The sequence below is a fragment of the Superficieibacter electus genome (genome assembly GCF_002915575.1).
Lineage (GTDB): Bacteria > Pseudomonadota > Gammaproteobacteria > Enterobacterales > Enterobacteriaceae > Superficieibacter > Superficieibacter electus.
Genome location: NZ_PQGD01000005.1, coordinates 281,791 through 307,945, shown reverse-complemented (window position 1 = coordinate 307,945; position 26,155 = coordinate 281,791). Strand labels below are relative to the sequence as shown.

At 53.2% G+C, this 26,155-nt stretch carries 41 protein-coding genes, 1 tRNA gene and 1 pseudogene; 30 read left to right on the top strand and 13 right to left on the bottom strand.

Going from position 1 to position 26,155, the window contains the following annotated elements; genetic code table 11:
- The 8 genes from CHU32_RS08320 to CHU32_RS08285 form a co-directional block, all read right to left on the bottom strand.
- Window positions 1-323, bottom strand: a 323-nt coding sequence (locus tag CHU32_RS08320; protein ID WP_103675039.1) for a hypothetical protein, incomplete at its 3' end; no start/stop codon positions are given.
- Entirely contained in the window at window positions 320-481 is a 162-nt protein-coding gene (locus tag CHU32_RS08315; protein ID WP_103675038.1) for a DUF2737 family protein, read from the bottom strand. The genes CHU32_RS08320 and CHU32_RS08315, both read right to left, overlap by 4 nt.
- Entirely contained in the window at window positions 481-774 is a 294-nt protein-coding gene (locus CHU32_RS08310; RefSeq protein ID WP_103675037.1) for a protein ren, read from the bottom strand. Before CHU32_RS08310 ends, CHU32_RS08315 begins: the two co-directional genes overlap by 1 nt.
- On the bottom strand, window positions 771-1,475 hold the full coding sequence (locus tag CHU32_RS08305) for a replication protein P (protein ID WP_103675036.1): 705 nt from the start codon (window positions 1,473-1,475) through the stop codon (window positions 771-773). The genes CHU32_RS08310 and CHU32_RS08305 overlap by 4 nt, the downstream gene beginning before the upstream one ends.
- Window positions 1,459-2,403, bottom strand: coding sequence for a replication protein (locus CHU32_RS08300; RefSeq protein WP_103675062.1), 945 nt, complete (start codon window positions 2,401-2,403; stop codon window positions 1,459-1,461). Before CHU32_RS08300 ends, CHU32_RS08305 begins: the two co-directional genes overlap by 17 nt.
- 59 nt (window positions 2,404-2,462) lie before the next feature.
- Window positions 2,463-2,870, bottom strand: a complete 408-nt coding sequence (locus tag CHU32_RS08295; RefSeq protein WP_103675035.1) for a hypothetical protein — start codon at window positions 2,868-2,870, stop codon at window positions 2,463-2,465.
- Between the two features lie 34 nt (window positions 2,871-2,904).
- Window positions 2,905-3,189, bottom strand: coding sequence for a CII family transcriptional regulator (locus CHU32_RS08290; protein WP_103675034.1), 285 nt, complete (start codon window positions 3,187-3,189; stop codon window positions 2,905-2,907).
- Between the two features lie 105 nt (window positions 3,190-3,294).
- The gene (locus CHU32_RS08285) at window positions 3,295-3,504 is read right to left on the bottom strand and encodes a helix-turn-helix transcriptional regulator (RefSeq protein ID WP_103675033.1); all 210 of its coding nucleotides are present in this window, start codon (window positions 3,502-3,504) and stop codon (window positions 3,295-3,297) included.
- A gap of 108 nt (window positions 3,505-3,612) precedes the next feature.
- On the opposite strand from CHU32_RS08285, the gene CHU32_RS08280 reads away from it, so the two are divergent.
- Window positions 3,613-4,275, top strand: coding sequence for a LexA family protein (locus tag CHU32_RS08280; protein ID WP_103675032.1), 663 nt, complete (start codon window positions 3,613-3,615; stop codon window positions 4,273-4,275).
- A gap of 396 nt (window positions 4,276-4,671) precedes the next feature.
- Entirely contained in the window at window positions 4,672-4,932 is a 261-nt protein-coding gene (locus CHU32_RS08275) for a transcriptional antitermination N peptide (protein WP_103675031.1), read from the top strand.
- 294 nt (window positions 4,933-5,226) lie between these two features.
- On the opposite strand, the gene CHU32_RS28900 is transcribed toward CHU32_RS08275, so the two are convergent.
- Entirely contained in the window at window positions 5,227-5,433 is a 207-nt protein-coding gene (locus tag CHU32_RS28900; RefSeq protein ID WP_425444883.1) for an ECs_2282 family putative zinc-binding protein, read from the bottom strand.
- 221 nt (window positions 5,434-5,654) lie between these two features.
- Between CHU32_RS28900 and CHU32_RS08265 the strand changes: the two genes are divergently transcribed.
- The 19 genes and pseudogenes from CHU32_RS08265 (at window position 5,655) to CHU32_RS08185 (ending at window position 14,698) form a co-directional block, all read left to right on the top strand.
- On the top strand, window positions 5,655-5,840 hold the full coding sequence (locus CHU32_RS08265) for a hypothetical protein (RefSeq protein WP_103675029.1): 186 nt from the start codon (window positions 5,655-5,657) through the stop codon (window positions 5,838-5,840).
- A gap of 155 nt (window positions 5,841-5,995) precedes the next feature.
- On the top strand, window positions 5,996-6,421 hold the full coding sequence (locus tag CHU32_RS08260) for a pentapeptide repeat-containing protein (RefSeq protein WP_103675028.1): 426 nt from the start codon (window positions 5,996-5,998) through the stop codon (window positions 6,419-6,421).
- A complete protein-coding gene (locus CHU32_RS28225; protein ID WP_176691633.1) occupies window positions 6,418-6,579 on the top strand; it encodes a hypothetical protein in 162 nt (53 codons plus the stop codon). The genes CHU32_RS08260 and CHU32_RS28225 overlap by 4 nt, the downstream gene beginning before the upstream one ends.
- Complete coding sequence (locus CHU32_RS08255; protein ID WP_103675027.1) at window positions 6,576-6,785, top strand: cell division protein FtsZ; 210 nt, start codon at window positions 6,576-6,578, stop codon at window positions 6,783-6,785. The genes CHU32_RS28225 and CHU32_RS08255 overlap by 4 nt, the downstream gene beginning before the upstream one ends.
- Window positions 6,786-6,792: 7 nt before the next feature.
- Window positions 6,793-7,014 (top strand): hypothetical protein, encoded by a 222-nt coding sequence (locus CHU32_RS08250; protein WP_230963079.1) that lies wholly within the window; start codon window positions 6,793-6,795, stop codon window positions 7,012-7,014.
- 71 nt (window positions 7,015-7,085) lie between these two features.
- Window positions 7,086-8,090 (top strand): annotated as a pseudogene (locus CHU32_RS08245) (hypothetical protein).
- Window positions 8,091-8,098: 8 nt separating this feature from the next.
- Window positions 8,099-8,296 carry a thioredoxin reductase gene (locus CHU32_RS08240; RefSeq protein WP_103675026.1) on the top strand — a complete coding sequence of 66 codons (198 nt, stop codon included), beginning with the start codon at window positions 8,099-8,101 and terminating at the stop codon, window positions 8,294-8,296.
- The gene (locus CHU32_RS28220; protein WP_176691632.1) at window positions 8,293-8,457 is read left to right on the top strand and encodes a hypothetical protein; all 165 of its coding nucleotides are present in this window, start codon (window positions 8,293-8,295) and stop codon (window positions 8,455-8,457) included. Before CHU32_RS08240 ends, CHU32_RS28220 begins: the two co-directional genes overlap by 4 nt.
- Window positions 8,439-9,143: a Rad52/Rad22 family DNA repair protein gene (locus CHU32_RS08235; RefSeq protein ID WP_103675025.1), complete on the top strand. Its 705-nt coding sequence runs from the start codon at window positions 8,439-8,441 to the stop codon at window positions 9,141-9,143. The genes CHU32_RS28220 and CHU32_RS08235 overlap by 19 nt, the downstream gene beginning before the upstream one ends.
- A gap of 10 nt (window positions 9,144-9,153) precedes the next feature.
- Window positions 9,154-9,438, top strand: coding sequence for a hypothetical protein (locus tag CHU32_RS08230; protein ID WP_103675024.1), 285 nt, complete (start codon window positions 9,154-9,156; stop codon window positions 9,436-9,438).
- Window positions 9,435-9,593 (top strand): DUF1317 family protein, encoded by a 159-nt coding sequence (locus CHU32_RS08225; RefSeq protein ID WP_103675023.1) that lies wholly within the window; start codon window positions 9,435-9,437, stop codon window positions 9,591-9,593. Before CHU32_RS08230 ends, CHU32_RS08225 begins: the two co-directional genes overlap by 4 nt.
- The gene (locus CHU32_RS08220; RefSeq protein WP_103675022.1) at window positions 9,590-10,117 is read left to right on the top strand and encodes a PDDEXK-like family protein; all 528 of its coding nucleotides are present in this window, start codon (window positions 9,590-9,592) and stop codon (window positions 10,115-10,117) included. The genes CHU32_RS08225 and CHU32_RS08220 overlap by 4 nt, the downstream gene beginning before the upstream one ends.
- A complete protein-coding gene (locus CHU32_RS08215; RefSeq protein ID WP_103675021.1) occupies window positions 10,093-10,755 on the top strand; it encodes an MT-A70 family methyltransferase in 663 nt (220 codons plus the stop codon). Before CHU32_RS08220 ends, CHU32_RS08215 begins: the two co-directional genes overlap by 25 nt.
- Window positions 10,752-11,948: a DNA cytosine methyltransferase gene (locus CHU32_RS08210; protein ID WP_103675020.1), complete on the top strand. Its 1,197-nt coding sequence runs from the start codon at window positions 10,752-10,754 to the stop codon at window positions 11,946-11,948. Before CHU32_RS08215 ends, CHU32_RS08210 begins: the two co-directional genes overlap by 4 nt.
- Before the next feature lie 4 nt (window positions 11,949-11,952).
- Entirely contained in the window at window positions 11,953-12,174 is a 222-nt protein-coding gene (locus CHU32_RS08205; RefSeq protein ID WP_103675019.1) for a TraR/DksA family transcriptional regulator, read from the top strand.
- A 1-nt stretch (window position 12,175) separates the two neighbouring features.
- The gene (locus CHU32_RS08200) at window positions 12,176-12,406 is read left to right on the top strand and encodes a hypothetical protein (protein ID WP_103675018.1); all 231 of its coding nucleotides are present in this window, start codon (window positions 12,176-12,178) and stop codon (window positions 12,404-12,406) included.
- Entirely contained in the window at window positions 12,403-13,224 is an 822-nt protein-coding gene (locus tag CHU32_RS08195; RefSeq protein WP_245880197.1) for an SAM-dependent methyltransferase, read from the top strand. The genes CHU32_RS08200 and CHU32_RS08195 overlap by 4 nt, the downstream gene beginning before the upstream one ends.
- Before the next feature lie 98 nt (window positions 13,225-13,322).
- Entirely contained in the window at window positions 13,323-13,658 is a 336-nt protein-coding gene (locus CHU32_RS28550) for a helix-turn-helix domain-containing protein (RefSeq protein ID WP_103675016.1), read from the top strand.
- Window positions 13,541-14,698 carry a tyrosine-type recombinase/integrase gene (locus tag CHU32_RS08185; RefSeq protein WP_245880200.1) on the top strand — a complete coding sequence of 386 codons (1,158 nt, stop codon included), beginning with the start codon at window positions 13,541-13,543 and terminating at the stop codon, window positions 14,696-14,698. The genes CHU32_RS28550 and CHU32_RS08185 overlap by 118 nt, the downstream gene beginning before the upstream one ends.
- A gap of 15 nt (window positions 14,699-14,713) precedes the next feature.
- Here CHU32_RS08185 and CHU32_RS08180 read toward each other — a convergent pair.
- A tRNA-Arg gene (locus CHU32_RS08180) sits at window positions 14,714-14,790 on the bottom strand.
- Window positions 14,791-15,008: 218 nt separating this feature from the next.
- Here CHU32_RS08180 and folD point away from each other — a divergent pair.
- The 5 genes from folD to CHU32_RS08155 all read left to right on the top strand — a co-directional run bounded on the left by folD (window position 15,009) and on the right by CHU32_RS08155 (window position 19,493).
- A complete protein-coding gene (folD, locus tag CHU32_RS08175) occupies window positions 15,009-15,875 on the top strand; it encodes a bifunctional methylenetetrahydrofolate dehydrogenase/methenyltetrahydrofolate cyclohydrolase FolD (RefSeq protein ID WP_103675014.1) in 867 nt (288 codons plus the stop codon).
- A 1-nt stretch (window position 15,876) separates the two neighbouring features.
- Window positions 15,877-16,089, top strand: coding sequence for a ribosome-associated protein YbcJ (gene ybcJ, locus CHU32_RS08170; RefSeq protein WP_103675013.1), 213 nt, complete (start codon window positions 15,877-15,879; stop codon window positions 16,087-16,089).
- Window positions 16,090-16,290: 201 nt separating this feature from the next.
- The gene (locus tag CHU32_RS08165; protein WP_103675012.1) at window positions 16,291-17,790 is read left to right on the top strand and encodes a PTS transporter subunit EIIC; all 1,500 of its coding nucleotides are present in this window, start codon (window positions 16,291-16,293) and stop codon (window positions 17,788-17,790) included.
- 64 nt (window positions 17,791-17,854) lie between these two features.
- A complete protein-coding gene (malI, locus tag CHU32_RS08160) occupies window positions 17,855-18,871 on the top strand; it encodes a Mal regulon transcriptional regulator MalI (RefSeq protein WP_103675011.1) in 1,017 nt (338 codons plus the stop codon).
- Window positions 18,872-18,959: 88 nt separating this feature from the next.
- Window positions 18,960-19,493: a metal-dependent hydrolase gene (locus CHU32_RS08155; protein ID WP_103675010.1), complete on the top strand. Its 534-nt coding sequence runs from the start codon at window positions 18,960-18,962 to the stop codon at window positions 19,491-19,493.
- Window positions 19,494-19,655: 162 nt separating this feature from the next.
- Here the strand turns inward: CHU32_RS08155 and cysS are convergent, their stop codons facing one another.
- Window positions 19,656-21,041: a cysteine--tRNA ligase gene (cysS, locus tag CHU32_RS08150; protein WP_103675009.1), complete on the bottom strand. Its 1,386-nt coding sequence runs from the start codon at window positions 21,039-21,041 to the stop codon at window positions 19,656-19,658.
- Between the two features lie 176 nt (window positions 21,042-21,217).
- Here cysS and ppiB point away from each other — a divergent pair, with 176 nt between their 5' ends.
- The 4 genes from ppiB (at window position 21,218) to purK (ending at window position 24,132) form a co-directional block, all read left to right on the top strand.
- Entirely contained in the window at window positions 21,218-21,712 is a 495-nt protein-coding gene (gene ppiB, locus CHU32_RS08145; RefSeq protein WP_103675008.1) for a peptidylprolyl isomerase B, read from the top strand.
- Window positions 21,713-21,715: 3 nt separating this feature from the next.
- Window positions 21,716-22,438 (top strand): UDP-2,3-diacylglucosamine diphosphatase, encoded by a 723-nt coding sequence (gene lpxH / locus CHU32_RS08140; RefSeq protein WP_103675007.1) that lies wholly within the window; start codon window positions 21,716-21,718, stop codon window positions 22,436-22,438.
- Between the two features lie 120 nt (window positions 22,439-22,558).
- Complete coding sequence (purE, locus tag CHU32_RS08130) at window positions 22,559-23,068, top strand: 5-(carboxyamino)imidazole ribonucleotide mutase (protein WP_103750821.1); 510 nt, start codon at window positions 22,559-22,561, stop codon at window positions 23,066-23,068.
- Window positions 23,065-24,132 carry a 5-(carboxyamino)imidazole ribonucleotide synthase gene (purK, locus tag CHU32_RS08125; protein ID WP_103675005.1) on the top strand — a complete coding sequence of 356 codons (1,068 nt, stop codon included), beginning with the start codon at window positions 23,065-23,067 and terminating at the stop codon, window positions 24,130-24,132. The genes purE and purK overlap by 4 nt, the downstream gene beginning before the upstream one ends.
- A 312-nt stretch (window positions 24,133-24,444) precedes the next feature.
- Here purK and CHU32_RS08120 read toward each other — a convergent pair whose 3' ends face one another.
- Both CHU32_RS08120 and CHU32_RS08115 read right to left on the bottom strand, forming a co-directional pair.
- Entirely contained in the window at window positions 24,445-25,338 is an 894-nt protein-coding gene (locus tag CHU32_RS08120) for a carbamate kinase (protein WP_103675004.1), read from the bottom strand.
- 3 nt (window positions 25,339-25,341) lie between these two features.
- Window positions 25,342-26,151, bottom strand: coding sequence for an oxamate carbamoyltransferase subunit AllH family protein (locus tag CHU32_RS08115; RefSeq protein WP_103675003.1), 810 nt, complete (start codon window positions 26,149-26,151; stop codon window positions 25,342-25,344).
- Window positions 26,152-26,155 lie beyond the last annotated feature (4 nt).

Here is a 26,155-nt window from a genome sequence, read left to right as displayed (position 1 = left end):
TTTCTAAAACCAACGCGGTCATTTGCAGATTTGTAGCATTTGCACTCATTCCCAGCCAACGATGCCAACTTCTCCACCCCGATAGCCTGCTGCTCTGCGATGAAAGCGTCGGTGGCTGGGGTTTCTGGCATGCAGTCTGATCCCAGCCAATGCTTGTCAGTTATAAAACTCATCAGATTTTCATTCTCAGACGCCAGTGCCGCCATTTGTTCCTTCAGCGCCTGGTAATCAGTAGCCAGCACGAAGTCAGTGCAGAACGATTTATCATCCACCGGCGGTGACATGTCAGACGGGGATGCGGTGTAAATTTTTACCTGGGTCATTTCTTAGCCCTCAGAATCATTGTCAGATATTTGTTTTGGTCAGGTGACGGGAAGCTGTTACGCCTCAGTAGCTCTTCTCGGCCCGGATACGGTCTCGACCGCTGGCGAATACACAGATCGTTAGGGTGTAAGTCAGGGTTGTAGTCGTTGCCTCTCATCACAGCCTCCCGTATACGCTCAGAACGCGCTTCATCGCGTCACTCTTGCGGCAATCAGCGAATATCGTGTTGATGCCATCACAGCCACCGTTACGGCGCTCAGCATCGGTTGCAAGGCGGTAGGTGACGCTGCGCCATACCTTGCTTTCAAGAATCAGGACGCCCTCTTGTGCAAGACCACGCGCGACAGTGGCTATGCAGTTCACGGTCAGGCCAGACTCTCTGGCGACCTGCGCAGGGCTGAAGGTGTGGTGAGTGGTCAGATAGCGCAAAATTGCTTGTTTGCCTCTCATGATTTGCGCCCTCTCAGCCCGTGCTTTTCACGCAGTTCGGCGATTTTCGCCAGCCCCTGGGTACGAGTCAGCGGCTTGCCACCGAGTACGGGGAGTTGCTTAACCGGTTCCGGTATCTTGTCGCCACGGTTGATTCTGGCGGACATGTGGTTTAGCTCATCAGCGGCCTTGCGGCGTAGCTCGGTGTCACTGAGTGAGTTAGCGCGCATGTTGGCGTATAGCGTCGTGACCAGCCAGTAGTGAGCGTTTGACTTCCACGGGTAAGATTCTGCATCCGGGTAGTGACCGCGATTCCGGCAGTATTCGTAAACCATATCGACGAGATCATGTGCGTTGGGCAGTCCTGCCGCTGTTGCCTGCTCCGCTTTGCACCAGGCAACAAACTGACCAGGCGACGGGAGAAAAGGTTTTTCCTGACGACGAGAGACACGCATACCGCCAGCAACCTGCTGCATCGTGTTGATTCCGTTTTCCTTGAAGGACATCAGCCACTGACGGCGGAACTCGTTGAACTCTTCCTGAGTGCGGAAGTTATTCATTGCCGCCGGGAACGCCGCCCTAAGCTGGGCAAAGAGCGCGTTGATAATCTCTGCGGTTTGTTCCTCGCCGGACTTCTCGTCCTGAATTTCTGGAAGGCCGTGCGCCAGCCGCCGGAAGTTTTCGCGATCGAAGTTTTGAAGCTCTTCAGAAAAACTTTTCATCAAGCACCCCGCTTATCCAGTCAGTGTTGTTGTAATCAATCTCTTGCCGCGCCTGGCCGTTTGCCGCAGGTCGCTTGTTGCGTTTGATATCAAGCTGAGTCCATTTCTCCCGGAGCGTAGCCGGGCAAAGCACGTTGCCCTTCCAGAAAGCATCTTCACAAGCCCACCTGAAGAGCACCGCGATTTCTTTGTGGGTGCGGTGGTCTCTTTGACGCATCAGGCGGATGTCATTTGCCCAGGCTGCGTAGTTAGGTTTTTTGGCTGTTGAGGATATCGACTGCACTACCGAGAAAAGCCATTCAGCACAGCGGAGGTCTTCTGAGTTACCCCATTTTGTTCCGCTCTGAATTGCAGCTTCAGGTCTCAGAACAGGAAGTTTATTTCCGGGCTTGTCAGAGGATTCGTCAGAATTCTCGGACGAAGAGGTTTTTATATTATTGTTATTACCTTCTTGTTCATGTTGTGCGGCTTCATGTGCGCCTCCATGTGCGGCTACCACCTTCAAAGCCGCGCCATTACTGGCCTCGCCATGTGCGGCTTCATGTGCGGCTTCATGTGCGGGTAAATCGTCTATTTTTTGAGCATATTCACTGTAATTTGTGATGGTGATCACCCTGCCTTTTTGCTTCTCACCATCTATCGAAATCATCCCCTCCCGCACGAAAACCTGAAGCATTCTCTCGACCTGATCCCTGCTGGCCGGGTTACCTTTCCGGTCACAAAGTTGCAGCCCTAAATCAGCCGCTGTCGCCACCAGTTGACCGACGCTAAGATGCCATTGCTTACCCTTGAACGAGGCTGTAAACGGCTTCCTGGCAGCGCTAAGAAGCAGGTTCTCCCATAGGGTTCTGAGGTAGACGTCTTTCGACCATGCCTGCTTGAGTACGCTCCGGTACAACGGGACGTATCCAGACTTCTGGTTCTCCATCCTGTTGCTCCTGACCTGGCCCGGCGCGTTGCCGGGGAACTGGAATATTTCTGCGGTATTCATCCGATATCCTCCACTTCGTATTCAGCGAAGTAGCCTTTTGACATCGCTATAAATCTTGTTTCGGTAACCGTGTAAGCCTTTCTGCCCTTCCGTTCCTTTCCGTCTGGGTCAATCAGGTGGCAGGCATAAATAACCCTTCTCTGCCACTGCCCAGGCATTTCAGCCACTGCCAAAACTTCAAGGGTTCTTTTACCTTCAGCATCAGCCGTGTAGATAAACTGATCCCCGTATCCGCAATCAGCAGGTTCGGAAGTTTTCCGACAGCCGCCAATCCATCTCTCATCGGTATGAATATTTCCGTCATACGACTGATAGTCTGTGGAGACATAAATGAACGGATAGACGCACTCGAATCGGTCTCCAGACCTTACGTCTAGGTTTACTTGTTTATTTGTTGCTGCCATAATTACTCCCGTTACTTGGCGTAACACAGTGTTATTAAGCGTCCAGACTGCTACCAACAGCTGGACGTTTTTCATTTGTGATGGCGTTAAGCGCATGGTGAAAAGCTCTGCTGATAGGGCTGATATCTGAATCCATCCCAAACGAGCACAGGACGGCTGCGATGAAGCGCCAGTCTGTCCGGCTTATCTTCGACTCATGACACCCCACCATCTCAGCCAGTCCGCGCTGAGTGACCGCAGACAAATTGATGAGCAGATCCGTTTCGGCGCGATCTACGTCCTGACGTGTTGGCTTGCTGTAACTTGCTTTGTCCTTCATTGATAATTCCTTGTGTTGAATAAGTTAAATGCGCATCCAATGATGCGTTTTTGTTATCTCCACATGGGCGGAGAGGATGTGCAGCGATGTTAAAGAGCGGTACAACTAGGCGACTTTTGGTGGGAATAAATCATCAAATCCAACTGCCGCGCCATGCTTGTTCAAAACAGAGATGATCTGACGACATTGAGTGGCACTAAGGTCGCGACGGCCATTTTCATAATGACCAATTGCACCCTTGGTAAGCCCAAGCTCAGCTGCCAGCTCTCCCTGTGTGAGTCCAAGCTTTTCACGAATATTTCGTAGCTTGTTCATAGGTTCCTCCATACAACAGATTTGAGTATACGTTTCGTATTCGTTGCTGGCAAGCCAAATATACAATTTGTGTCTCGCAAAAAGGAATACAGTTCGTATGATCGGGGCATGAATATGAAATGGTATGATCTCGCTAAAGACCTCATGAAGGGGCAAGGCGTTTCACAAGAAACACTGGCTGAACATCTTGGAATTACTAAAGGTGCGGTCAGCCATTGGCTAAACGCCAGGCGGGAGCCAAGCCTTGATGACATCGCAAAAATAATGACATATCTTGGCCTGCGGAGTTTTCAGGTTAATGCTGATGGCACCATCAGGGACCAGTCTTCCGAGACGAATGTCAGCTATCATGGAAAAAACGAGCCAAAGGGAAGCTATCCCGTGATCAGTTGGGTAAGTGCAGGTGAATGGATGGAAGCGGTAGAACCTTATCATCGGCGTGCCATAGATCGCTGGTATGAGACTAACGTAGAGTGCTCTGATAACGCTTTCTGGTTGGACGTCAGAGGGGATTCAATGACCTCCCCTGTAGGCCTCAGCATCCCAGAGGGAACGGCCATCTTGGTCGACCCTGAGGTTGAAGCGAAAAATGGAAAACTGGTGGTAGCAAAGCTGGATAGCGAGAATGAGGCGACGTTTAAGAAGCTTGTTCTTGATGCTGGCCGGAGATTTTTAAAACCCCTCAACCCCCAATATCCCATGATAGAAGTTAATGGGAATTGCCGCATTATAGGCGTCGTCGTTGATGCCAAGATAACAAACCTACCGTAAATCAAAGGTCGCTTAGGCGGCCTTTTTTGTATCTCAAGAAAAATAAATTCCCTTCATATACATATTGTTACCCTATTTGCGCCATTTGCGTATACATTTTGTATTGCATTGCTTGGATACGTTTTGTATATTTATCCCATCAGCAGGACGCACCAACGAGACACGGAACGAAGTCTCAGCTCTTTAACATTGATGGGGTAATTTCTCCCGCCCTTGTGGGAGACCAAAGGAAGTTGCTTTGGGGTGTGACGAAGCTCAACGGCGAGCTAGCAGATAGGCGACTGTGAAAATACTAGTCATGTAGCGGAACGCTGCGCGTACTGCAATCGGCATCGCACCGATGGAAGATGGTTCGACTCCATCCGTCACACCACCAAAGCAACCACTGGAGGATGTATGACCAATTTAATCGCAAGCAACAGCGTTACACGGCGTTATCTGAAACGTGGCGAACTGATGGCTAAGCGTCGCGCTGAGGCTGCTCAGAACGCGTCACAGGACAAACCTAAACGCATGGGAAGAGTTGAAAAGGCAATTCAGACAGCTACAACGTTGTCGGTGTTCGGCAAAGAGGAAGTTACCGGATCTGCCTGTTTGCCAGAAGTCGCTATCTTCGCAGCTGGTTATCGCAATTCCAAGCAAGTCACCGCTCGCTGAGGTGGCCCATGAAGAACAGCATCAAGTGCCCGGTATGCGGTCGAGACTTCGATCCACGCACACCGGTATGCCACATAAGCAAGTATCACCAGTCAGCGAAGAACTGCGATCTGGAGAAGATACGCGATGCCCGGCGCAAGCATTACGCACAGAACGAATCGAGCGGGTCGAGTGGCCTGCGGTCAATCAAACAGAGAGGTGTAGATGGAGAAAGTAGGAAAACTAGTGGTATCTATTGGTTTAGACACCACCGAATTAGAGGGGCAAATATCATCCTTACAGACGCTACTGGATTCAGCGCTTAAAGATATTCCTGACCATCTCATCAGCACGTTTTTTAGCAATCTGCCTGCTGTGCTCAATGATATCGTCCTTGCTGATAGCTCTTCCGCACCCGGCGCAAGACTCGACGTTATCCATCGAGTGAGGCTCGGCGCTAAATACGAAAGATTTACTGCCGCAATCAGGGCAAGAGAATTCGACTCTGATAGTTTCTGACATAAAAAACCTATTTTTGACTGTGGAAACACCAGTCTACGGTATTCCTTGGCTGTGGAAAGTGAAGGAAATCACGCGCCGGGCGTGACTAAAAATCCCGGCACCAGATTCAGAGAGCTATCCGAGGTAACGCGAAATGCATACGCCAGACGTAGACCGGTGGGATAAGCATCCCGGCGCGTTACCTCAAATAGTTTTTACGGTTGATTAGAGAGGGTAAGGGTATGGGTGATGATTTGCAGCCAACCAATGAAATGATTGAGGCCGGTATAGATACTTTATGGGATCAGCTGCCAGGCGTTATGGACAGCCTTTGTCAGGACATTGAAGACGATGATGAGAGAAATGCTTTGCTTAGCGACACTGTCGTATTTATCTGGCAATCAATGAAATCAGTACAGAAAGAATAACCCGCTCCGGCGGGTTTTTTATTACATCTCCCTGCCCTTTTACGAGAGGGCAAAGACATGTACGGCGGCTATCCACCGCTATTCCTTCTGATGCTGCGTATGACGCGGCGGGTATTTTTACGTTCAGCGGCGCGGCTTAAGCGCAGGAGAAAATAATGAACACAGCTGATTTATCCAAAGTCCTCGAAGAGCACAAATTATGGTTTGAGTCATTCAGAGAAAAGGGATCACGTGCCGACCTGAGCGGTGCCGACCTGAGCGGTGCCAACCTGAGCGATGCCAACCTGAGCGGTGCCAACCTGAGCGATGCCGACCTGAGCGGTGCCAACCTTCCGGATCAGACATTCGTAATCATCGGAGAGAGGTACTTCATCAGCATCACAAGTGGTGAATATGTCAGGGCTGGCTGCCAGAACCACACGGCTGAGGAATGGCGCAAATACAGCAAACACGAAATCGCCGAGATGGACGGGCGCAGCGCTTTGAAATTCTACCCGCGCCTGCTGGACATCATTGATTTCTACCTTGGAAAAGGTGATCGGCCAGAGTGGGTTAAAGATGATTTTTCGGAGGTGTCATGACAGTCACTCACAACGGCAAACAGTACACCCTGTCTCGCATGGGTTGCCAGTATTTGTGGAAGCTTACCGAAGTCGGCACTCCCCGCAACAAAATAACTCTCAACCGCCAGCAGATGCAGTTAGCCGGTCTGGGCCATCTTATCGAGGACGCAGCATGATTCATCACTACGGACATACACCTCTTATCCGCCAGTGCGTTACGCCCGGGATGATGGCGCTGCATGAAGGCCGAACCTATCGCGTCTCAGCAGTCATTCAGGAGCGTCGATGGATATACCTGCACTCTGCTGGTGAGATTAAGCGCATCACCGACTGCGTGATTGACGTTCTTCTCGATGGCCACGGCAACCCTATACTGCACTGAGGTGATTATGCAGAAGTTTGAATATTTCGTGATGGATGGCCGCGTTCAATATGACCCTGAACGATCCACGGTATTCGAAGCTTTGGGCCAAAAAGAACCATCTAAAAAGGCCCTGAAACGAGATTGGGGCGATATGGGCGCTTTTCTTGTGCGCGCTCCAGTCACCAGTGAAGACGCATCAGGCAATTCGCAATGCGGTGATTTCGAAGTAGTCCGCGAAATCCAGTAACTCCCCACCCTATTCCACCGACCAGTCTGCAATGCGGACGGGCCGCGCACACTTCAAATTCAGGAGAGAGCATGAGCGAAGTAACGGACTTAACTGTTATCGAAATCAATCCGGATCAGGCACCAGTGCTTTATGTAGCGGGTGGTCTTGATGCTTACCTCGAACAGATACGCCAAGCAGTGAACGAAGTTCCTGACCTGTCCACGAAGAAAGGCCGTGACCGTGTCGCATCTCTGGCAGCTCAGGTATCACGCAGCAAGACGGCAATCGAAAAGCCGGGGCGTGAGTATCTTAAACGCCTGAAAGAGGCGGTGCGGCCAGCTGAGGCAGAAATTAAGCGTTTCGTTGATGCCTGTGACGAGCTGCGCGATGCGACCCGCCGCCCACTCACCGAATGGGAAGCCGAGCAGGAGCGCATCAAGGCCGAGGAAGCTATGAACGCGCTGCACGCCGAAGCGCTGGTGATGAACGAGAATATCGAATTGCAGCGTGCAATTCAGTTCGAAGCGGACCACGAATTGGCCCTGCTAATGAACAAGGATTTTGACCGTGACGCCGCAGAGGCAAAGGCGGAAGCAGAAAGAAAGAAAATTGAGTATGAGGAAGAACTCAAGCGTCTTGCAGCGGCAGCCGCTTTAAGAGATGCCGAAGAGCGGGTGCGACGTGAGCGCGAGGAGTCCGCGCACCGTGAGTCAGTTTTAAAGGCCCAGGCAGAGCAAGCTGAGCGTGACCGCATCGCTGCTGAGCAGAAGGCAGAAGGCGAGAAGAAAGAAGCTGCTGAACGTGCAGAGCGTGAGAAGCAGGAAGCCATTGCAGCAGAGAAGCGTAAAGCACGTGAAGAAGCTGATCGGATTAAGCGCGAGGCGGAACAGAAAGAAGCAGCTCGCGTAGCTGAAGAGAAGCGCATCGCTGATGAAACTGCAAAGCGCGAAGCCGATGTTAAGCATCGCAAAAAGATCGGAGCTGACATCGTTAAGGCGATCACTTCATCTACCAGCCTTACACGCTAGCAGGCCATAGAAGTGCTTACCGCTCTTAAAGACGGGCTTATCCCTCATACGAAAATTAATTACTGAGGTCGATTATGAACATCAAATGCGAGTGCGAAGACATGCGCACGTCCGCCGGGCAGCGCAATAACCTGAAGCTTGAGCTTGAGGGAGTTGTATTGGACGGCACTGTAGACACACGGGAAGTCTTGTCGCAACTCGACGCTGCGGTAGTGGCTGAGTGGCTTACTGAACAGGGTTACATCATCACTCAACAGGAGCGTGCAGCATGAGTGCGTTAGAGCGCTGGGATGACGATGCGTTTATCCGGTTGATGGCTGACCTTTTACCAGAGCAGCCGATGACTCATGAACTGGCCGCACAGGAAGCGATTGCCGATCACCGCACGGAGCAGCAAGCAGAGAGGGTGGGAGTATGGACCTTTCAAGATTAGATGACCCATTTTTACCTGGTGATATCGAGTGGCGCATCCAGCGGGCCGGTAAAAGTGGCGAAAATATTTGGGCAAAGGTGCTGGCCTACGTCACTAACAGGGCGATCATGAAGCGCCTAGATGAAGTTTGCGGCAAGTCTGGCTGGCGTAACGAATATCGCGACATCCCGAACAATGGCGGCGTTGAGTGCGGAATATCCATCAAGGTGGACGGGGAGTGGATCACTAAATGGGATGCAGCTGAAAACACTCAGGTGGAAGCAGTTAAAGGTGGTCGATCTGGTGCGATGAAGCGCGCCGCTGTGCAGTGGGGGATCGGGCGCTATCTTTACTCTCTGGAGGAGGGTTTCGCCACAGTCTCAAAAGAAAGGCTAAATGGGTATAACTACGCAAAAACAAAGGAACTTGGTGCCTTTTACTGGTCACCACCACCTCTCCCTTCTTGGGCTATGCCGAGTAGTCCCTCGTCCAATGCAGAAACGGAAACATCAGAAAACACAGCCGATTTTCTTGAAGAAGCGCTTCGCGAGTTTGCAGAAAAGGCGACGCTCTCTCAATCAGTGAAAGAGCTACAGGCGGCTTTCAAGGAAGCGTGGGCGAAGTTTGGCGGCTCGAAGGAGCATGAAGAGCGCGCAACGGAAACCTATAAGACACGCGGCAAAGAACTGAAAACCCAAACAGCATAGCGGAGGGCTTATGAAGCCAGACCAGATTTTGGCAATCCTCCGCAAAGACCAACGTAACCACATCACCGCATTCCACCGATCGCAAACATCCAGAAACGCACTGGCTCATACAGCCGGGATAACTCTCAACTACCACGAACCCTATTACGAGGGGTGGGCTCCTGCGCTTGAAATGCAGGAGTCCTTCATCGGTGCCGCGGAGTTATCACAGGTCATGCCTCATCTGGTCGCGGAGCCCTGGGGCAACGGAATCATTGGTGGCGTGGTTTACCGGCTTAAGGAGAGTGCTCAATGAAGCATCCAAACGACAACATCACTGTCGGAAAAGTTAAGTGCCTCTACTCAGTGTTACGCCGGGGCTGGATTATGCCCGGCGGTCAGATAGTCACAAACCCGCTTAAAGCTCAGCGACTGGCTGAAGAGATGGCTAACAGGATGGAGGGGATATGAGTGAAGGATACGTTAGCGAGCTTGAGTTGGGAAAGTGCGGTGAATATTACGCAATTTTTAAACTGACTAAACAAGGATTTATTTGCTTTCCGTCAGACCAGGGCCTGCCATATGACATCGTTGTTGAGGCCAACGGTAGGCTCCTTAAGGGACAGGTTCGCTCGACGCTGAAAATGCGCGATTACGGCAAATCAAAAAGTGTTTACCGGTTCGGAACGAGAACGGGGAAAGGTTATGGCCGCGCAGCATCACTTAGTAAATGTGACTTCTACGCCTTCGTTGTCATCGATGAAGAGAAGATAGCCTTCATGTCTACGGATGAACTGGCCAGCACAAAAAATCCAGGAACGCTTATCCAGACGATGGAGTTTAGATCTTCTAGCGGTATTTACCCGGGGAGAATTTACTCCAATGGCACGCAAAGGATGCTTGATTATTCACGGAATATTGAGAGCTACGAAGATTTCAACCGCGTCGTTTCTCTGATGGGGGGAAGAAGATGCCGAATCAAAAATACAGCTTAATAATGGCTGACCCGCCTTGGTCATATGGCAATACCATCAGTAACGGTGCCGCCGCAGATCACTACTCAACCATGAAGCTAATTGAATTAAAGCGCCTGCCAGTTTGGGAACTTGCCGCCGAAAACGCGGTGCTGGCGATGTGGTACACCGGCACGCACAACCAAGAGGCGATAGAACTAGCTGAAGCATGGGGATTCACGGTGCGCACCATGAAGGGCTTCACGTGGGTAAAGCTGAACCAATTGGCTGAAGGTCGTATCAACAAGGCGCTGGCAGATGGTGAAGTTAACGACTTTTACGACTTCCTCGATATTCTTAACGCCGAGACACGTATGAACGGCGGCAACCACACCAGGGCGAACACAGAAGACGTCCTGATTGCCACGCGCGGAACGGGTATTGAGCGTCTTAACGCCGGTATCAAGCAGGTGGTTTACAGCCCGCTAGGTGCGCATAGCGAAAAGCCGTGGGAAGTTCGCCGACGCCTTGAACTGCTTTACGGTGATGTACCGCGCATTGAGCTTTTCAGCCGGAGCGCGGCGCCGGGATGGGATCATTGGGGAAACCAGTGCGCTACCGCCGCGGTTGAATTGCTACCCGGCTGCGCCATCGACGTTGTGAAAACGGAGGCAGCATGACGCCAGCGGCTTATTACAACGAAATAGATCCTTATGCAGCTCAGTGGCTGCGCAACCTGATCGCCGGCGGTCACATCGCGCCGGGAGAAGTCGACGAACGGAGCATTGAAGATGTCACACCTGACGACCTCAGAGGATTTACCCAATGTCATTTCTTTGCCGGTATCGGCGTCTGGTCACACTCTCTGCGCCTCGCAGGATGGCCCGACGATAAACCAGTCTGGACAGGTTCCTGCCCGTGCCAGCCTTTCAGCGCGGCAGGCAAAGGAGATGGGTTTGCTGACGAGCGGCACCTTTGGCCAGCCTTCTTCCACCTCATCAGCGAGTGCAGACCTCAGCACGTCTTTGGCGAACAGGTTGCAGCAGGTAACGCAAATGTATGGTTCGACCTTGTACAAACTGACATGGAAGGAATGGAATACGCCTTCGGGCTTGTGCCGTTCCCGGCTGCGGGCATCGGTGCGCCGAACATCAGAGAGCGGGCCTTCTGGGTGGCCCACGCCGACATGCAATGTGAATCCACAACCGGAAACACCGCGCGGGCTACAGAATCTAGCCGGAGCGGTGAAGCTGTCTGGATGGCAGACGCCAGTAGCGAACGATGCAAACGGATCGACACATTGTTACAGCGGGAAGAACCCAGATGGAACGCCGAAAGTATGCCTGAAACTGCCGGGATCGGTTCTGTTAGCGGGATGGGTAACTCCGACATCTCGGGACTGGAAGGACTCTGCGGGGATGACTGCGCAGCGGGAAGGGAAAGACAGACTGGACCAGCTTCCACGCCAGGCATTCATGACAGGCTGGCCTACTCCGATGGCGGGTTCATCAGCGAGAAACGGCAACAATGCAACGGTGAATACGGACAGTCTCAGGAAAACGGTGGTTTTGTGCGGCGGAGATTTGAAGGGTTCAGGGGTCAATGTGAAAGCCCCTCTTCATCATCCCTTGAGGTTAACGGTTTTTGGCGAGATGCGGACTGGCTCTTATGTCGAGATGGCAAATGGCGTCCAGTTGAACCCGGCACATTCCCGCTGGTTGATGGGGCTGCCGCACGCCTGGGACGAGTCGAGTCCGGGGTGGCAAGAGTGGCAAGCAGCAACCGTGTTGGAAGATTGAAGGGATACGGCAACGCTATAAATGCGCAGGCAGCAGCTCACTTCATTTATTCCTACATGCAAACTCAGGATTGAATATATGCCATCTGAAATCATTGACGCAGCCAACGAACTGGTTCAGCAGCGCATAGACATGGTCGTCGCCTCGCACCGTATCAACCACAACGCAGTATCAGCCACTCACTGTATACAGTGCGGAGAGAAGATAAGCGATAAGCGCAGGGAAGCGGTAAAGGGATGCACGATGTGCCATGAGTGCCAGGGAATAGCAGAGTTGAAGCGTAAGCAGAGGGGTTTTTGAAATGAGCACAATTCAGGATATTCGAAATCAACTATCCACCCTCGTCACCGAGGCTCATAAGGTTGCGTGCTCTCTCGATATTGGCGATGAGCGCACTGAGGCTTTCGAGTTATACGAAGCACTTCGCCGACTTCAGCGGCAGGGTGCGGCTGGCGAAATGCTTTCCGCAACCAATCCTCTTCTCGCCTCGCCGTATTACGACGATGATTGGGACGAGGATGAAGATGATTGACGCAACTGATAACAAATTTAAACAAACAGCCCATCAGGGCTTTTTTTACGCCCGGAGATCAACAAATGCGAGTAGATAATGAAGTTTTGAACGTGCTGAGTGCAGCAGAGTGTAATGGCCCGCAACTCTTCCTTACCGGTCAACTTGATCGCAACCTCTACACAAGAACGAACAAAGTGCTGGAGGCGGCTGGAGGAAAATGGAACCGCAAAGCCAAAGCGCACATTTTTGATACCGATGCCTCCGATCGCATTGAGCAAATTATTCTTACCGGTGACGTTTTAGTACCGAAGGATGATTTTGAGTTCTTCCCGAGCCCTCCAGAAGTTGTCAGACATGTAATTCAGTTGGCAGATATTCGGGATGGGATGCATGTTCTTGAACCAAGTGCCGGGCAAGGTGCTATTGCTAAAGCAGCTCATAGCGCAGCAGCAGATGTGATGATCGATATGTATGAATTGATGCCAGCGAACAACGACATCCTTCACGGTCTCAATTTGCGACTTTCAGGCATCGGTGAGCCTACTGACTTCCTTACTGTTGAGCCGAAACCTGTTTATGACCGGGTGATTATGAATCCTCCTTTTGGTCGACAGGCAGATATTAAGCACGTAACTCATGCGCTGAAATTCCTTAAACCGGGCGGTCTGCTGGTATCGGTTATGGCTTCATCTGTGACATTTCGAAGCAACAAGCTGACAACTGATTTCCGTCAACTCATAGAAGAGCGCGGCGGACATATCGAAGAACTGCCAGAAGGTGCATTTAAATCATCAGGGACGATGGTTAATACCGTCATCGTGGTTATTCCAGGCTGACGCAACTGATAGCCAGTTATGAGCTGGCTATTGGGTGCGAAAGCCCGCTATCCCTTATACCCGCCTTGTGCGGGTTTCTTTTTGTCCGGAGTAAGCCAATGGTTTCTGAAAAGCCAATCACCGCGCAACAGGCTGCGGAATTCCTGATCGTGTCTCCCCGCACCATCTACCGGCTGATTGATTCCGGTCAGCTGGCCGGGCAGAAAATCGGGAACAAATACCGCACAACTGATGCGGCCTGTATTGCTTATTTGCACGCCCGGCGCGATCCTCTTACGGCGAGCGCGGGTGAACATAAAGGAGAAGTTTTATGTCAATCACCCTCAGGGGCGGCGTGTGGCACTGTCATTTCGTTACGCCGTCAGGGAAAAGAATTAGACGATCTCTTGGTACGGAGGACAAGAAACAAGCGCAGGAGCTTCACGACAGGCTGAAAGCTGAAGCATGGAGGGTTGACCAGATAGGTGATTTGCCGAAGAGGACATTTGAGGAGTGTTGTATCAGATGGCTGCGGGAGAAGGAGCACAAGCGGTCACTGGACGACGACAGGACAAAGATAGAGTTCTTCCTGCGACACTTTTCAGGCCGTGACGCTTCCACTATTACAGCGGAGCAGGTGCACGATGCTGTGGCGAAGATGTTCAACAGAAAGCACCTTCAGATATGGGAATCACGCAGGGATGCAGCTTTAAGGAAGGGGAAAGAGCCGCCCTTGTACGTTGCAAAGCCTGTCAGCCTGGCGACGAAGAGCCAGCACCTGTCTTTCATGCGATCGCTACTTCGCGCCGCGGCGAATGACTGGGGCTGGATAAAGACAGCACCGGTTATCAAAACGAAGAAACCTGTCAGTAAGCGCATACGCTGGTTAACCCGAGATGAAGCTGAGAGGCTTATCGAGTGCATGCCGGAAAGCATAAAGCCGGTGGTGATTTTCGCGCTGGCTACCGGCCTGCGCCGCTCCAACATTCTTGATCTGGAGTGGCAACAGGTCGATATGCAAAGGAAGGTTGCATGGGTAAACCCGGAGAACGCAAAAGCGGGCAAAGCTATCGGCGTCGCTCTGAATGATACCGCATGCAGGGTTTTGAGAAATCAAATTGGGAAAAGTAAACGCCTTGTTTTCGTTCACACAAAGCCAAAGCACCGGCCAGACGGAACGCTTACACCGGCGGTGAGGAAAATGCGCGTTGATGATAACCAGGCATGGAATATCGGCCTGAAAAAAGCCGGCATTGAAGATTTCCGCTTCCATGACCTCAGGCACACCTGGGCAAGCTGGCTGATTCAGTCTGGCGTTCCCCTTTCCGTTTTACAGGAGATGGGCGGGTGGGAGTCGATCGAAATGGTGAGGAGATACGCGCACCTCGCGCCCAACCACCTGACCGAGCATGCACGGAAAATCGACGCCATTTTTGGCAACCATGACACAAATATGACACAAGGAGAAAATCAGGCCGGGTTAAAATTAGCGTAACTTGCTGATTTTAAATGGTACGCCCTACAGGATTCGAACCTGTGACCCACGACTTAGAAGGCCGTTGCTCTATCCAACTGAGCTAAGGGCGCACTGAAAAGCGCAATGGCTTTGCGGTGAGGTGAAACGCGTGGAATTATACGGTCAACGCCTGCTGAGTCAATGGCTTTGCAACCGGATGCTCGGTAAATAAGCGCCCTGCCCGGTAAAAAGTGACGAATATCAAAAACGAAGACTGACAGCACGCCCTGCTTCTGACAAAATATAACCATCCCCCTTATGTATTGTGACAGATGGAATCCTCTCTCTGATGGCAGCAAAGATTATTGACGGTAAAACGATTGCGCAGCAGGTACGCTCTGAGGTCGCGGAAAAAGTAAAGGCCCGCGTGGCGGCAGGCAAACGGGCACCTGGGCTGGCCGTGGTGCTGGTCGGCAGTAACCCGGCATCACAGATTTATGTTGGCAGTAAACGCAAAGCGTGTGAGGAGGTCGGCTTTATTTCCCGCTCTTACGATCTCCCTGCCACCACCAGTGAAGCCGAGCTGCTGGAGCTTATTGACAAACTGAACGACGACATCGCCATTGACGGCATTCTGGTCCAGCTTCCGTTGCCTGCCGGTATTGATAATGTAAAAGTGCTGGAACGCATTCGTCCGGATAAAGACGTGGATGGATTTCATCCTTATAACGTCGGTCGCCTGTGCCAGCGCGCGCCGCGTCTGCGCCCCTGCACGCCGCGCGGCATTGTCACGCTGCTGGAGCGTTATAACATTGATACCTATGGTCTGAATGCGGTGGTAATTGGCGCGTCGAATATCGTGGGCCGCCCTATGAGTATGGAACTGCTGCTGGCGGGCTGCACCACCACGGTGACGCATCGTTTCACCCGCAATTTACGCCACCATGTTGAACATGCCGATCTGCTGATTGTCGCCGTCGGCAAACCCGGTTTTATTCCCGGCGAGTGGATCAAAAAAGGCGCTATCGTTATTGATGTCGGTATTAACCGTCTGGAGAGTGGCAAAGTGGTGGGTGATGTGGTGTATGAAGACGCCGCCGAACGCGCATCGTTTATTACCCCGGTTCCGGGTGGCGTAGGTCCGATGACCGTTGCCACGCTGATTGAAAATACCTTACAGGCATGTGAAGAGTATCACGACGTGGAGGGCGCGTAAGATGGCTACATTTTCATTAGGGAAACATCCGCACGTTGAGCTGTGCGATCTGCTCAAGCTGGAAGGCTGGAGCGAAAGCGGTGCGCAGGCAAAAATCGTGATTGCAGACGGTTTAGTGACCGTCGATGGCGCGGTTGAAACCCGCAAGCGTTGCAAAATCGTCGCTGGCCAAACCGTCGCCTTTGACGGACAAGAAGTTACCGTCATCGCATAAACCTTTCCTTAAAAGCCCTGACGTATAAGGGCTTATTATCTGATCAACTTCAAAGAATTCACATTTCCTCTGACTGGCAATGAAATTTCAGTTGCCAGTTTCCATGCGATCTCACACGATAAGTAGAACGTTCTACTAAAACGTTACACTCACATAAAAAAAGATTGGGCGCGCATTGTGCCAACATCGGGGGAAGTCAGCATGAGTCTGATATCAGGGTTTGTAAAATCGCTTTCAAAGCTATCCATGATTGGTCGCGCGTTAATGCTGCCAATTTCACTGCTTCCGGCAGCTGGTTTATTACTGGCGTTCGGAGACAAGTTTCATTTGCCGCTAATGATGAACGCCGGTGGGGTTATTTTTGATAACCTGCCAATGCTGTTTGCTATTGGCTCGGCGGTCGGACTGGCCTCAGAGTCAGGGATCGCGGCGCTGTCAGCGGCGGTCTCGGTTTTTGTCACTAACATTACTATCAGTACCATGCTGTCCATCACGCCAGAAATGGCGTCGCAGGGCGGTAAGTACGCGATGGTGGTTGGCATTCCGACGCTGCAAATGGGCGTTTTCGGCGGGCTGATCTGCGGGATTCTGGCGGCATGGTGCTACAACAAATTTCACACCATGCAGTTGCCGGAGTTCCTCGGTTTCTTCTCCGGCAAGCGTTTCGTCGCCATCGCCACCGCATTTTTGTCGTTTATCATGGGCCTGCTGCTGCCGTATGTCTGGCAGCATATTCAGGCGGGCATTGATGCGCTTTCTGTGGTGGTCAACGGCGACAACCAGGCGGCATCGACGTTTATTTTTGGTCTCGTGGAGCGCGCATTAATTCCGCTCGGCCTGCACCATATCTGGTATCCATCGTTCTGGTATTCCTTCGGCGATTACACCACCCAGGCCGGTCAGGTGATCCACGGCGATCAGTCTATCTGGTTTAAAATGCTGGAAGAAGGCGTGAAATCTTTCAGCAGCGATAGCTACCAGAATGCCGGTAAATTCATGCAGGGTGAGTTCCCGCTGATGCTGTTTGCTCTGCCCGCCGCCTGTCTGGCGATGTATCAGGAAGCGCATACCCGTAACAAAAAAATTGCCGCCGGTATTCTTTTTTCAGCGGGCTTAACCTGCTTTTTGACCGGCATCACCGAGCCGGTAGAATTTACCTTTATCTTCGTGGCACCCGTACTGTATGTATTCAATGCCATCATGGCCGGTCTGTCGTATATGTGTATGTATTTGCTCCATGCACATATCGCCAAATCGTTCTCCGCCGGGCTTATTGACTACATTTCGTTTGGTATACTGCCATCGTTTAACGGCTATCAGACCAACTTCCTCAATGCAATTATCGTTGGGGTACCAATGGCGCTGATCTATTACTTCACCTTCCGCTTTGTGATCCGCCGTTTTGATGTTAAAACGCCGGGGCGCACGGAAGTGACCGCTGACGCCAGTGCAAAATCCGATGAAGAGCTGGCTGGCGAGATTATCGATCTGATTGGTGGTGCGCATAATATTACCTCCGTCGGGGCCTGTATTACCCGTCTGCGGCTGGAAGTTGCCAAAGGAGACGAGGTCGATAAAGACGGGCTTAACGGAGTTGGCGCGCGCGGCGTGGTGTACGTTGGTGATAAGGGCGTACAGATCATTTTTGGTGCCCGTGCGCAGTTTATCGCACAAACGATGTCGTCAATGCTGGGTAAATAATGATAGCCTCGCCTCCTGAGTCCTCTCGGGGGCGAGCAACGTTGTCTGATTTCAGGGAGCAGACTTGAAGAAGGTCAGTATTATTGATGTTGCACGAGAAGCGGGCGTTTCTGTTTCTACCGTTTCGCTGGTGCTGCGTCAGAAAGGGAAAATATCCAGCGCGACGATTGAAAAGGTGCACGTTGCCATTGAGAAACTGGGCTACGTGCACAACGTGGCGGCAGCCAACCTGCGTGCAAATCGCTCCAATCTGATCGGCCTTATTTTGCGCGACTTCAGCGACAGCTATTCAATCAAAGTGATGGCGAGCATCGTGCAGGAACTGGAAAAGCAAGGGTTTATGGTGTTTCTCGGCCAGCCCCTCAACGAAGGCGAGCACCTGGAACGTTGTTTGCTCTCGTTTAAACAACAGGGCGTGGCGGGCGTTATTTACCTTTCCTCAGAGACCACTTCAGCGAAACTCCCCACGCAAATCCGTCATTGTCCGCTGCCGCTGGTGGTGGTATCGCAATCGCTGATTGATGAAGAATGTAACCTGGTTATGCGCGATAATCGTCAGGCGGCGACTCTCGCCACACGCTATCTGATTGAGCGCGGGCATCGCAGTATTGCCTACGTTGGCGGCAAAGAAAACGATCTTATTCGCCAGCAGCGGCTGTCAGGCTTTCGCAGCGCGTTAACGCAAAGTGGGATGGTCTGGCGTGATGAGGCGATTGCTTCCTGTAGCGAAGATACCCGGGCCGTCAGCAATGCCACACGCCATCTACTGGAAAACAACAACACTATTACCGCCCTGCTGTGCCATTCCCCGGATGCCATCATCGGCTGTATCAACGGTATTCATCAGGTGGGACGCACGGTGGGTAAAGATGTATTTCTTACCCAGCAGGTAGCGCTGCTGGGGTTTGAGGATATGCTGCACGTGAACCTCACCTCACCGTCGTTTACCTATGTTTCTTCTGCCAGTGAAGAGTCCGGTCGCCAGGCCGCGACGCTGATAATCCGCAAAATCAACGAGCCGGAACTGCTCAATCAGCGCGTCACGCTCTCCGGACAACTGGTGGTGCGTGAGTCGGCCTGAGATTTCAGGATAATGCCCGGAATCGGACCTGTACATCCGGTTTAACGCCACGTATAACGGCCAGATGTGGGTTTCTGGATACACGTCTATGCCAACCGTTATCACTCATGCCGCTGTTCCTCTGTGCCTGGGCGCTGGGCTGGGGTTACGCGTTATTCCGCCGCGTCTGCTGCTCGCAGGGGTAGTGCTGGCCATGCTGCCGGACGCTGACGTTTTATCTTTTCACTTCGGTGTTGCCTACGGCAATGTGTTTGGTCACCGCGGGTTTACCCACTCGCTGCTTTTTGCCGTTGTGGTACCGCTGCTGTGCGTGCTGGCAGGACGACGCTGGTTTAAGGCCGGGCTGGTCCGCTGCTGGCTGTTTCTCACGGTATCACTGCTATCACACAGCCTGCTGGATTCAATAACCACCGGCGGTAAAGGCGTCGGCTGGCTGTGGCCGTGGTCCGATGAACGCTTCTTCGCCCCATGGCAGGTGATTAAGGTCGCGCCATTCGCACTGTCACGCTATACCACACCATACGGCCATCAGGTGATCGTGTCAGAACTGCTGTGGGTATGGCTGCCAGGCGTTTTTTTCATCGCCGTGGGGTTACTTCTCAGGAAAAATTTACGCCATTAAAAGGAATAGCGGGTGAGCAATTTGCACCATTTCAGCGTAACCTGCCGGGCGGCGGCTTCGCCTTACCCGACCTGAAAATTACAGATACATCAATCGGTTGCGGTTAACCCTCAGGCCCGCACAAGCGCCGCGCCGCCGGGCAAAGCGGCGCGGCGCCAGAGATTACTTGCGACGCCAGGTGGTTCCCTGCGGGCCATCTTCCAGCACGATGCCCATTTCATTCAGGCGATCGCGCGCCGCATCAGCCGCTGCCCAGTCTTTCGCTTTGCGGGCGTCGAGACGCTGTTGAATGAGCGCTTCAATCTCTGCCACTTCGCCGTCGTCGGCCTGTGCGCCACTTTTCAGGAACGCATCCGGGTCCTGCTCAAGCAGGCCCAGCACGGCAGAGAGCTTACGCAGATGAGCGGCCAGCGCGTTAGCCGCCTGCGCATCTTCCGTTTTCAGGCGGTTAACATCACGCGCCATATCAAACAGCACTGAATAAGCTTCCGGCGTGTTGAAGTCGTCGTTCATCGCCTCAACAAAGCGCGCTTCAAACGCCTCGCCGCCCGCAGCGGCAACCGATGCGTCCGTTCCGCGCAGCGCGGTATACAGGCGCTCCAGCGCCGAGCGCGCCTGTTTGAGATTCTCTTCGCTGTAATTCAGCTGGCTACGGTAATGACCAGACATCAGAAAGTAACGCACGGTTTCGGCGTCGTAATACTTCAGCACGTCACGCACGGTAAAGAAGTTGCCCAGCGATTTAGACATCTTCTCGCGATCGACCATCACCATGCCGGAGTGCATCCAGTAATTGACGTATTCCCCGTCGTGGGCGCAGGTAGACTGGGCAATTTCGTTTTCATGGTGCGGGAACATCAGATCCGAGCCGCCGCCGTGAATATCAAAATGCGACCCCAGTTGCTTGCAATTCATCGCCGAGCATTCAATATGCCAGCCCGGGCGTCCTTCACCCCACGGCGAGTTCCAGCTCGGCTCGTCCGGCTTAGACATTTTCCACAGCACGAAGTCCATCGGATTGCGCTTTACGTCCGCGATTTCAACGCGCGCACCAGCCTGAAGCTGATCCAGATCCTGACGCGACAGCTTGCCGTAATCTGCGTCGGTTTCGACTGAGAACATCACGTCACCGTTATCCGCTACGTAAGCGTGGCCGCGCTGGATCAGGCGCTCGACAATCTCAATGATTTCAGGAATATGCTGAGTCGCTCGCGGCTCGCTGTCCGGACGCAGGATGTTCAGCGCGTCGAAATCGGTGTGCATCTCTTTCACCATGCGATCGACCAGCGCAACAAAACTTTCCCCATTCTCGTTTGCACGCTTGATGATTTTGTCGTCGATATCGGTGATGTTACGCACGTATTTCAGCGTATAACCCAAAAAGCGCAGGTAACGAGCCACGACGTCAAACGCGACAAACGTGCGGCCATGCCCGATATGACACAGATCGTAAACGGTGATACCACACACGTACATGCCCACTTCCCCGGCATGAATAGGTTTAAATTCCTCTTTTTGGCGCGTCAGAGTATTAAAAATTTTTAACATCGATGATTCCATGTAGTAGACGTGTGTGGATCGTAAAGACCGTATAATACCTATAATTTAGCCATGAAGCAGCACACTTTGCGGGATGATCGAACCTCTCGCTTATGCTATAACATGCCTCTGGCTGTGGCCCGCTGTCGGGTCAACGCACCACTATAACGGAACAGGATGCAAAAATGGTTACATTCCACACTAATCACGGCGATATCGTAATCAAAACCTTTGATGATAAAGCGCCTGAAACAGTTAAAAACTTCCTGGACTACTGCCGCGAAGGTTTCTATAACAACACTATTTTTCACCGTGTGATCAACGGCTTTATGATTCAGGGCGGCGGTTTTGAACCTGGCATGCGTCAGAAAGAGACCAAAGAAGCTATCAAAAACGAAGCCAATAACGGCCTGAAAAACACCCGTGGCACGCTGGCCATGGCGCGTACTCAGGCTCCGCACTCCGCTACCGCACAGTTCTTCATCAACGTCGCGGATAACGACTTCCTGAACTTCTCCGGCGAGAGCCTGCAAGGCTGGGGCTACTGCGTGTTTGCCGAAGTCGTTGAAGGCCTGGACGTGGTTGATAAAATCAAAGGCGTTTCTACCGGTCGTAGCGGCATGCACCAGGACGTACCGAAAGAAGACGTGGTTATCGAAAGCGTGGACGTTAGCGAGTAATTAGTGGCGACACTCTTTATCGCAGATCTGCATTTGTCTACTGAAGAACCGGCGATCACCGCCGGTTTTCTGCGTTTTTTAGCCGCTGAAGGGCGTGAGGCCGATGCGCTCTATATCCTGGGCGATTTGTTCGAAGCCTGGATTGGCGATGACGATCCTGTTCCGCTGCATCGTAACATCGCTACCGCCATAAAATCTCTGGTGGATTCTGGCGTGCCCTGCTACTTCATTCACGGCAATCGCGATTTTTTACTTGGCAAACGCTTCGCCCGTGAAAGCGGCATGGTTCTGCTGGCGGAAGAAGAAGTCCTCAACCTGTATGGTCGCAAGGTGCTGATTATGCACGGTGATACGCTGTGTACCGATGATACTGGCTATCTGGCATTTCGGGCAAAGGTTCACCAGCCATGGCTACAAAAACTGTTTCTGGCATTGCCTCTGTTCGTACGCCAGAAGATCGCAGCGAAAATGCGCGCCAACAGCAAGGCAGCAAATAGCACTAAATCGCTTGAAATTATGGATGTGAATCCGCAGGCGGTGGTCAACGTTATGGAAAAACATCGTGTCCAGTGGCTGATCCACGGTCACACTCACCGCCCCGCCGTGCATGCGCTTACTGCCAATGAGGAGCCTGCGTTTCGCGTGGTATTAGGAGCCTGGCATAACGAAGGTTCGCTGGTTCGGGTAACGCCCGATGATGTGCAACTGATTTATTTTCCATTCTGATATTCTCCCCTTCCTGGCGCGCTTTCTCGTCCACGCAACCGTTTTCCTTGCCGTTTTTCCATGGTATTCTTGATGGTCTTAGCAGTCGTGTGCAGCACACCCACAGGAGTTTTCAGACGCATGTCTTCCCGCAATAACCCGGCGCGTGTCGCCATCGTGATGGGGTCCAAAAGCGACTGGGCTACCATGCAGTTCGCCGCCGAAATTTTTGATTCCCTGAACGTTCCACACCATGTCGAAGTTGTCTCCGCTCATCGCACGCCCGACAAACTGTTTAGCTTCGCCGAAGGCGCGGAGGCGAATGGCTATCAGGTGATTATTGCAGGTGCGGGCGGCGCGGCGCATCTGCCGGGGATGATCGCGGCTAAAACGCTGGTCCCTGTGCTTGGCGTGCCGGTGCAAAGTGCGGCGTTAAGCGGCATTGACAGTCTTTATTCTATCGTGCAGATGCCGCGCGGGATTCCGGTCGGTACGCTGGCAATTGGTAACGCCGGTGCGGCGAATGCCGCGCTGCTGGCGGCACAAATTCTGGCGCAGCATGACGCTGAGCTGCATCAGCGGTTAGCCCAGTGGCGCAAAGCACAGACTGACGAGGTACTGGATAACCCGGACCCGCGGGGTGCGGTATGAAGCAGGTATGCGTGCTGGGCAATGGTCAGTTAGGACGCATGCTGCGTCAGGCCGGTGAACCGCTGGGCATCCCCGTCTGGCCAGTGGGGCTGGACGCCGAACCGGAAGCGGTGCCGTTTGCACAAAGCGTAATTACCGCTGAAATTGAACGCTGGCCGGAGACCGCCCTCACCCGCGAGCTGGCGCGACATCCGGCGTTTGTGAATCGCGACGTTTTCCCGATTATTGCTGACCGCCTGACGCAAAAACAGCTGTTTGATAAGCTGGGTCTGGCTACCGCGCCCTGGCAGTTGCTGGCCAACCGCGATGAATGGCCTGCGGTGTTTGCGCGTCTGGGCGATCTGGCAATCGTCAAGCGCCGGGTCGGCGGCTACGATGGCCGTGGTCAATGGCGCTTACGCGCAGAAGAGACAGCGCAGCTACCGGACGACGGCTATGGTGAATGCATCGTCGAACAGGGAATTAACTTCAGCGGCGAAGTGTCGCTGGTCGGCGCACGTGGGCATGATGGCACCACAGTATTTTATCCGCTGACGCATAACCTGCATCAGGACGGTATTCTGCGTACCAGCGTCGCATTTCCTCGCGCCAACGCTGAACAGCAAGCGCAGGCTGAGACGATGCTTTCCGCTATTCTGCACGAGCTGAATTATGTTGGCGTGATGGCGATGGAGTGTTTTATTACTCCAGGCGGATTGCTGATTAATGAGTTGGCTCCACGGGTGCATAACAGCGGACACTGGACGCAGAACGGGGCTTCCATTAGCCAGTTTGAGCTACATTTACGGGCGATTACCGGGTTGCCGCTGCCACAGCCGGTGATCGACAACCCGTCGGTGATGGTGAATTTGATCGGCACCGACCTCAACTACGACTGGCTGAAACTACCGCTGATCCATCTGCACTGGTACGATAAAGCGGTGCGTCCGGGCCGTAAAGTGGGGCATCTGAATTTGACCGACAGCGATACGGATCGCCTGAGCGCCACGCTGGAAGCCTTAATGCCGCTGCTCCCCCCGGAGTATGCCAGCGGGTTGACCTGGGCGCAGGGGAAACTGGCGTAAGCCGGGTACGCGTAATGCCTGGCGGCGCTGCGCTTGCACAGGCCTACGTACGGATGTGATACCGGTGGAGGTAATGCCTGGCGGCGCTGCGCTTGCACAGGCCTACGTACGGATGTGATCCCGGCGAACGTAATGCCTGGCGGCGCTGCGCTTGCGCAGGCCTACCTACGGATGTGACACCGGTGAACGTAATGCCTGGCGGCGCTGCGCTTGCGCAGGCCTGTGGATATGGTTAACTACCTGATATTGATGATCTTGTAGGCCGGGTAAGGCGAAGCCGCCACCCGGCAATATTGGCTCAATGGCTGGAAATTATAAACGAATACAGGTCCCCGCCTGCCCCGCCAGCGTATCGTCAATCCGGGCTAGCGAGCCGATCCAGGCGGGTTTTCCCCGGCGCTGCACGTATCCGTTGACGGCAGCGACTTTGGGTCCCATCGATCCGTCCGCTTTTGCAAACGGAGCCAGTTCATCCGGCGTAGCCTCACGAATTGCCCGCTGTTGCGGCGTTCCCCAGTTTTCATAGACTGCATCTGCATCCGTCAGAATAAGTAAGCCGTCAGCATTGATTTGTTCTGCCAGCAATGCCGCCGCCAGATCTTTATCAATCACCGCCTCTGTGCCCTCTCCACCTTGTGCCACCGGCACGCCGCCACCGCCGCTGCAAATCACCACATGTCCTTCTTTCAGCAGCAGTTCAATCGCAGGACTCTCTTCGATACGCTTCGGCATGGGCGAAGGAACTACCCGACGCAAATATTTACCATCCCGTTTCATCTGCCAGCCATAGGTCGCCTCCAGCTCGTCCTGCCGTTCGGGCGCGTAGACCGGGCCGATGAATTTTTCCGGTGAACGGAAGGCCGGATCGTTTCTGTCAACCTGAATGCGGGTTAATACCGTGGTCACCGGCGGCATATCAGGCTCCCGGCCAAGCCGCTGCGCCAGCATATAGCCGATCATGCCCTGGCTTTCTGCCACCAGCACGTCCAGCGGATACGGCGCGACCTCTTTCCATGCCAGATTTTGCAGCGCCAGCAACCCCACCTGCGGACCGTTGCCGTGCACAATCGCCAGCCGATACTGCCGCGCCAGACGCGCCAGCGCCGGAACGGCACTTTCAATATTGCGGTACTGATTTTCCACGGTCAGCGCTTCCCCGCGCTGTAACAATGCATTGCCACCAAGGGCAACGACCAGCGTTTTCATGGTTTATCCTTTAATAATTTGTTGGCCAAGCCAGAAACCCAGCAGCGTGTCAGCGCCAGATGTATGCCCCAGCCCGAGCAGAGTCCGCACCGCGTCAGAGCACCGGTGGCGATGGCCTAATGCGTGAGTAAAGTGAAGCAGTGGCGAAGCGAAGCAGCCCAGGGCGGCATGGCGTAAGTAGCTTACGCTCACGAACGTCGTCATCCCGGACAGATCCCCACAGGCGCAAAAAAATTGCCGACTAACGGCGGCCGTTAGTACGCCAAAATACCAGCCCGCCAGTAACATTCCCGTCAGCGTGTCGTCATGACTGGGTGTCAACCCCGGCCCCTTTCCCAGCCACGGACGCCAGTCAACCCGCTCTCCGGCCAGTGCAGCGGCAAACCGCCGCTGAAACTGTGCCAGTTCAGGCTCCAGCGGCAGGCTAATAACGTGATCCAGCCGACCAAACAGCCCGGTCTCTTGCGCGTGCATCAATAGCAGCGCAGGCAGCCGCGGCGGCTGAGCGTAAGGTGTCAGACGCAAAGAACAATATTTGCGTGGCTGGCGCAGAAGAAATTCTCCTGACCGAATCCCCTCTGCGCTGGCCTGCAATTTTTCGTTGCTGCCTGACGCCTCACGAAGCGCGTCAAAATCCTGACAACGCAGTACCCATCCTCCGGGGCTGATCCCACTGCCCCGTCGGTGTAAGGTCAACAGCTCGCCGCTTGCGCTGCACAGATTTATTGACCGTCGCCAGACGCCCGCCAGATGCCACGCCTGGTGATAATCCGGCGCATGCTGGCTGGCAAGAATGGGTTGAATAACGTTCATCACG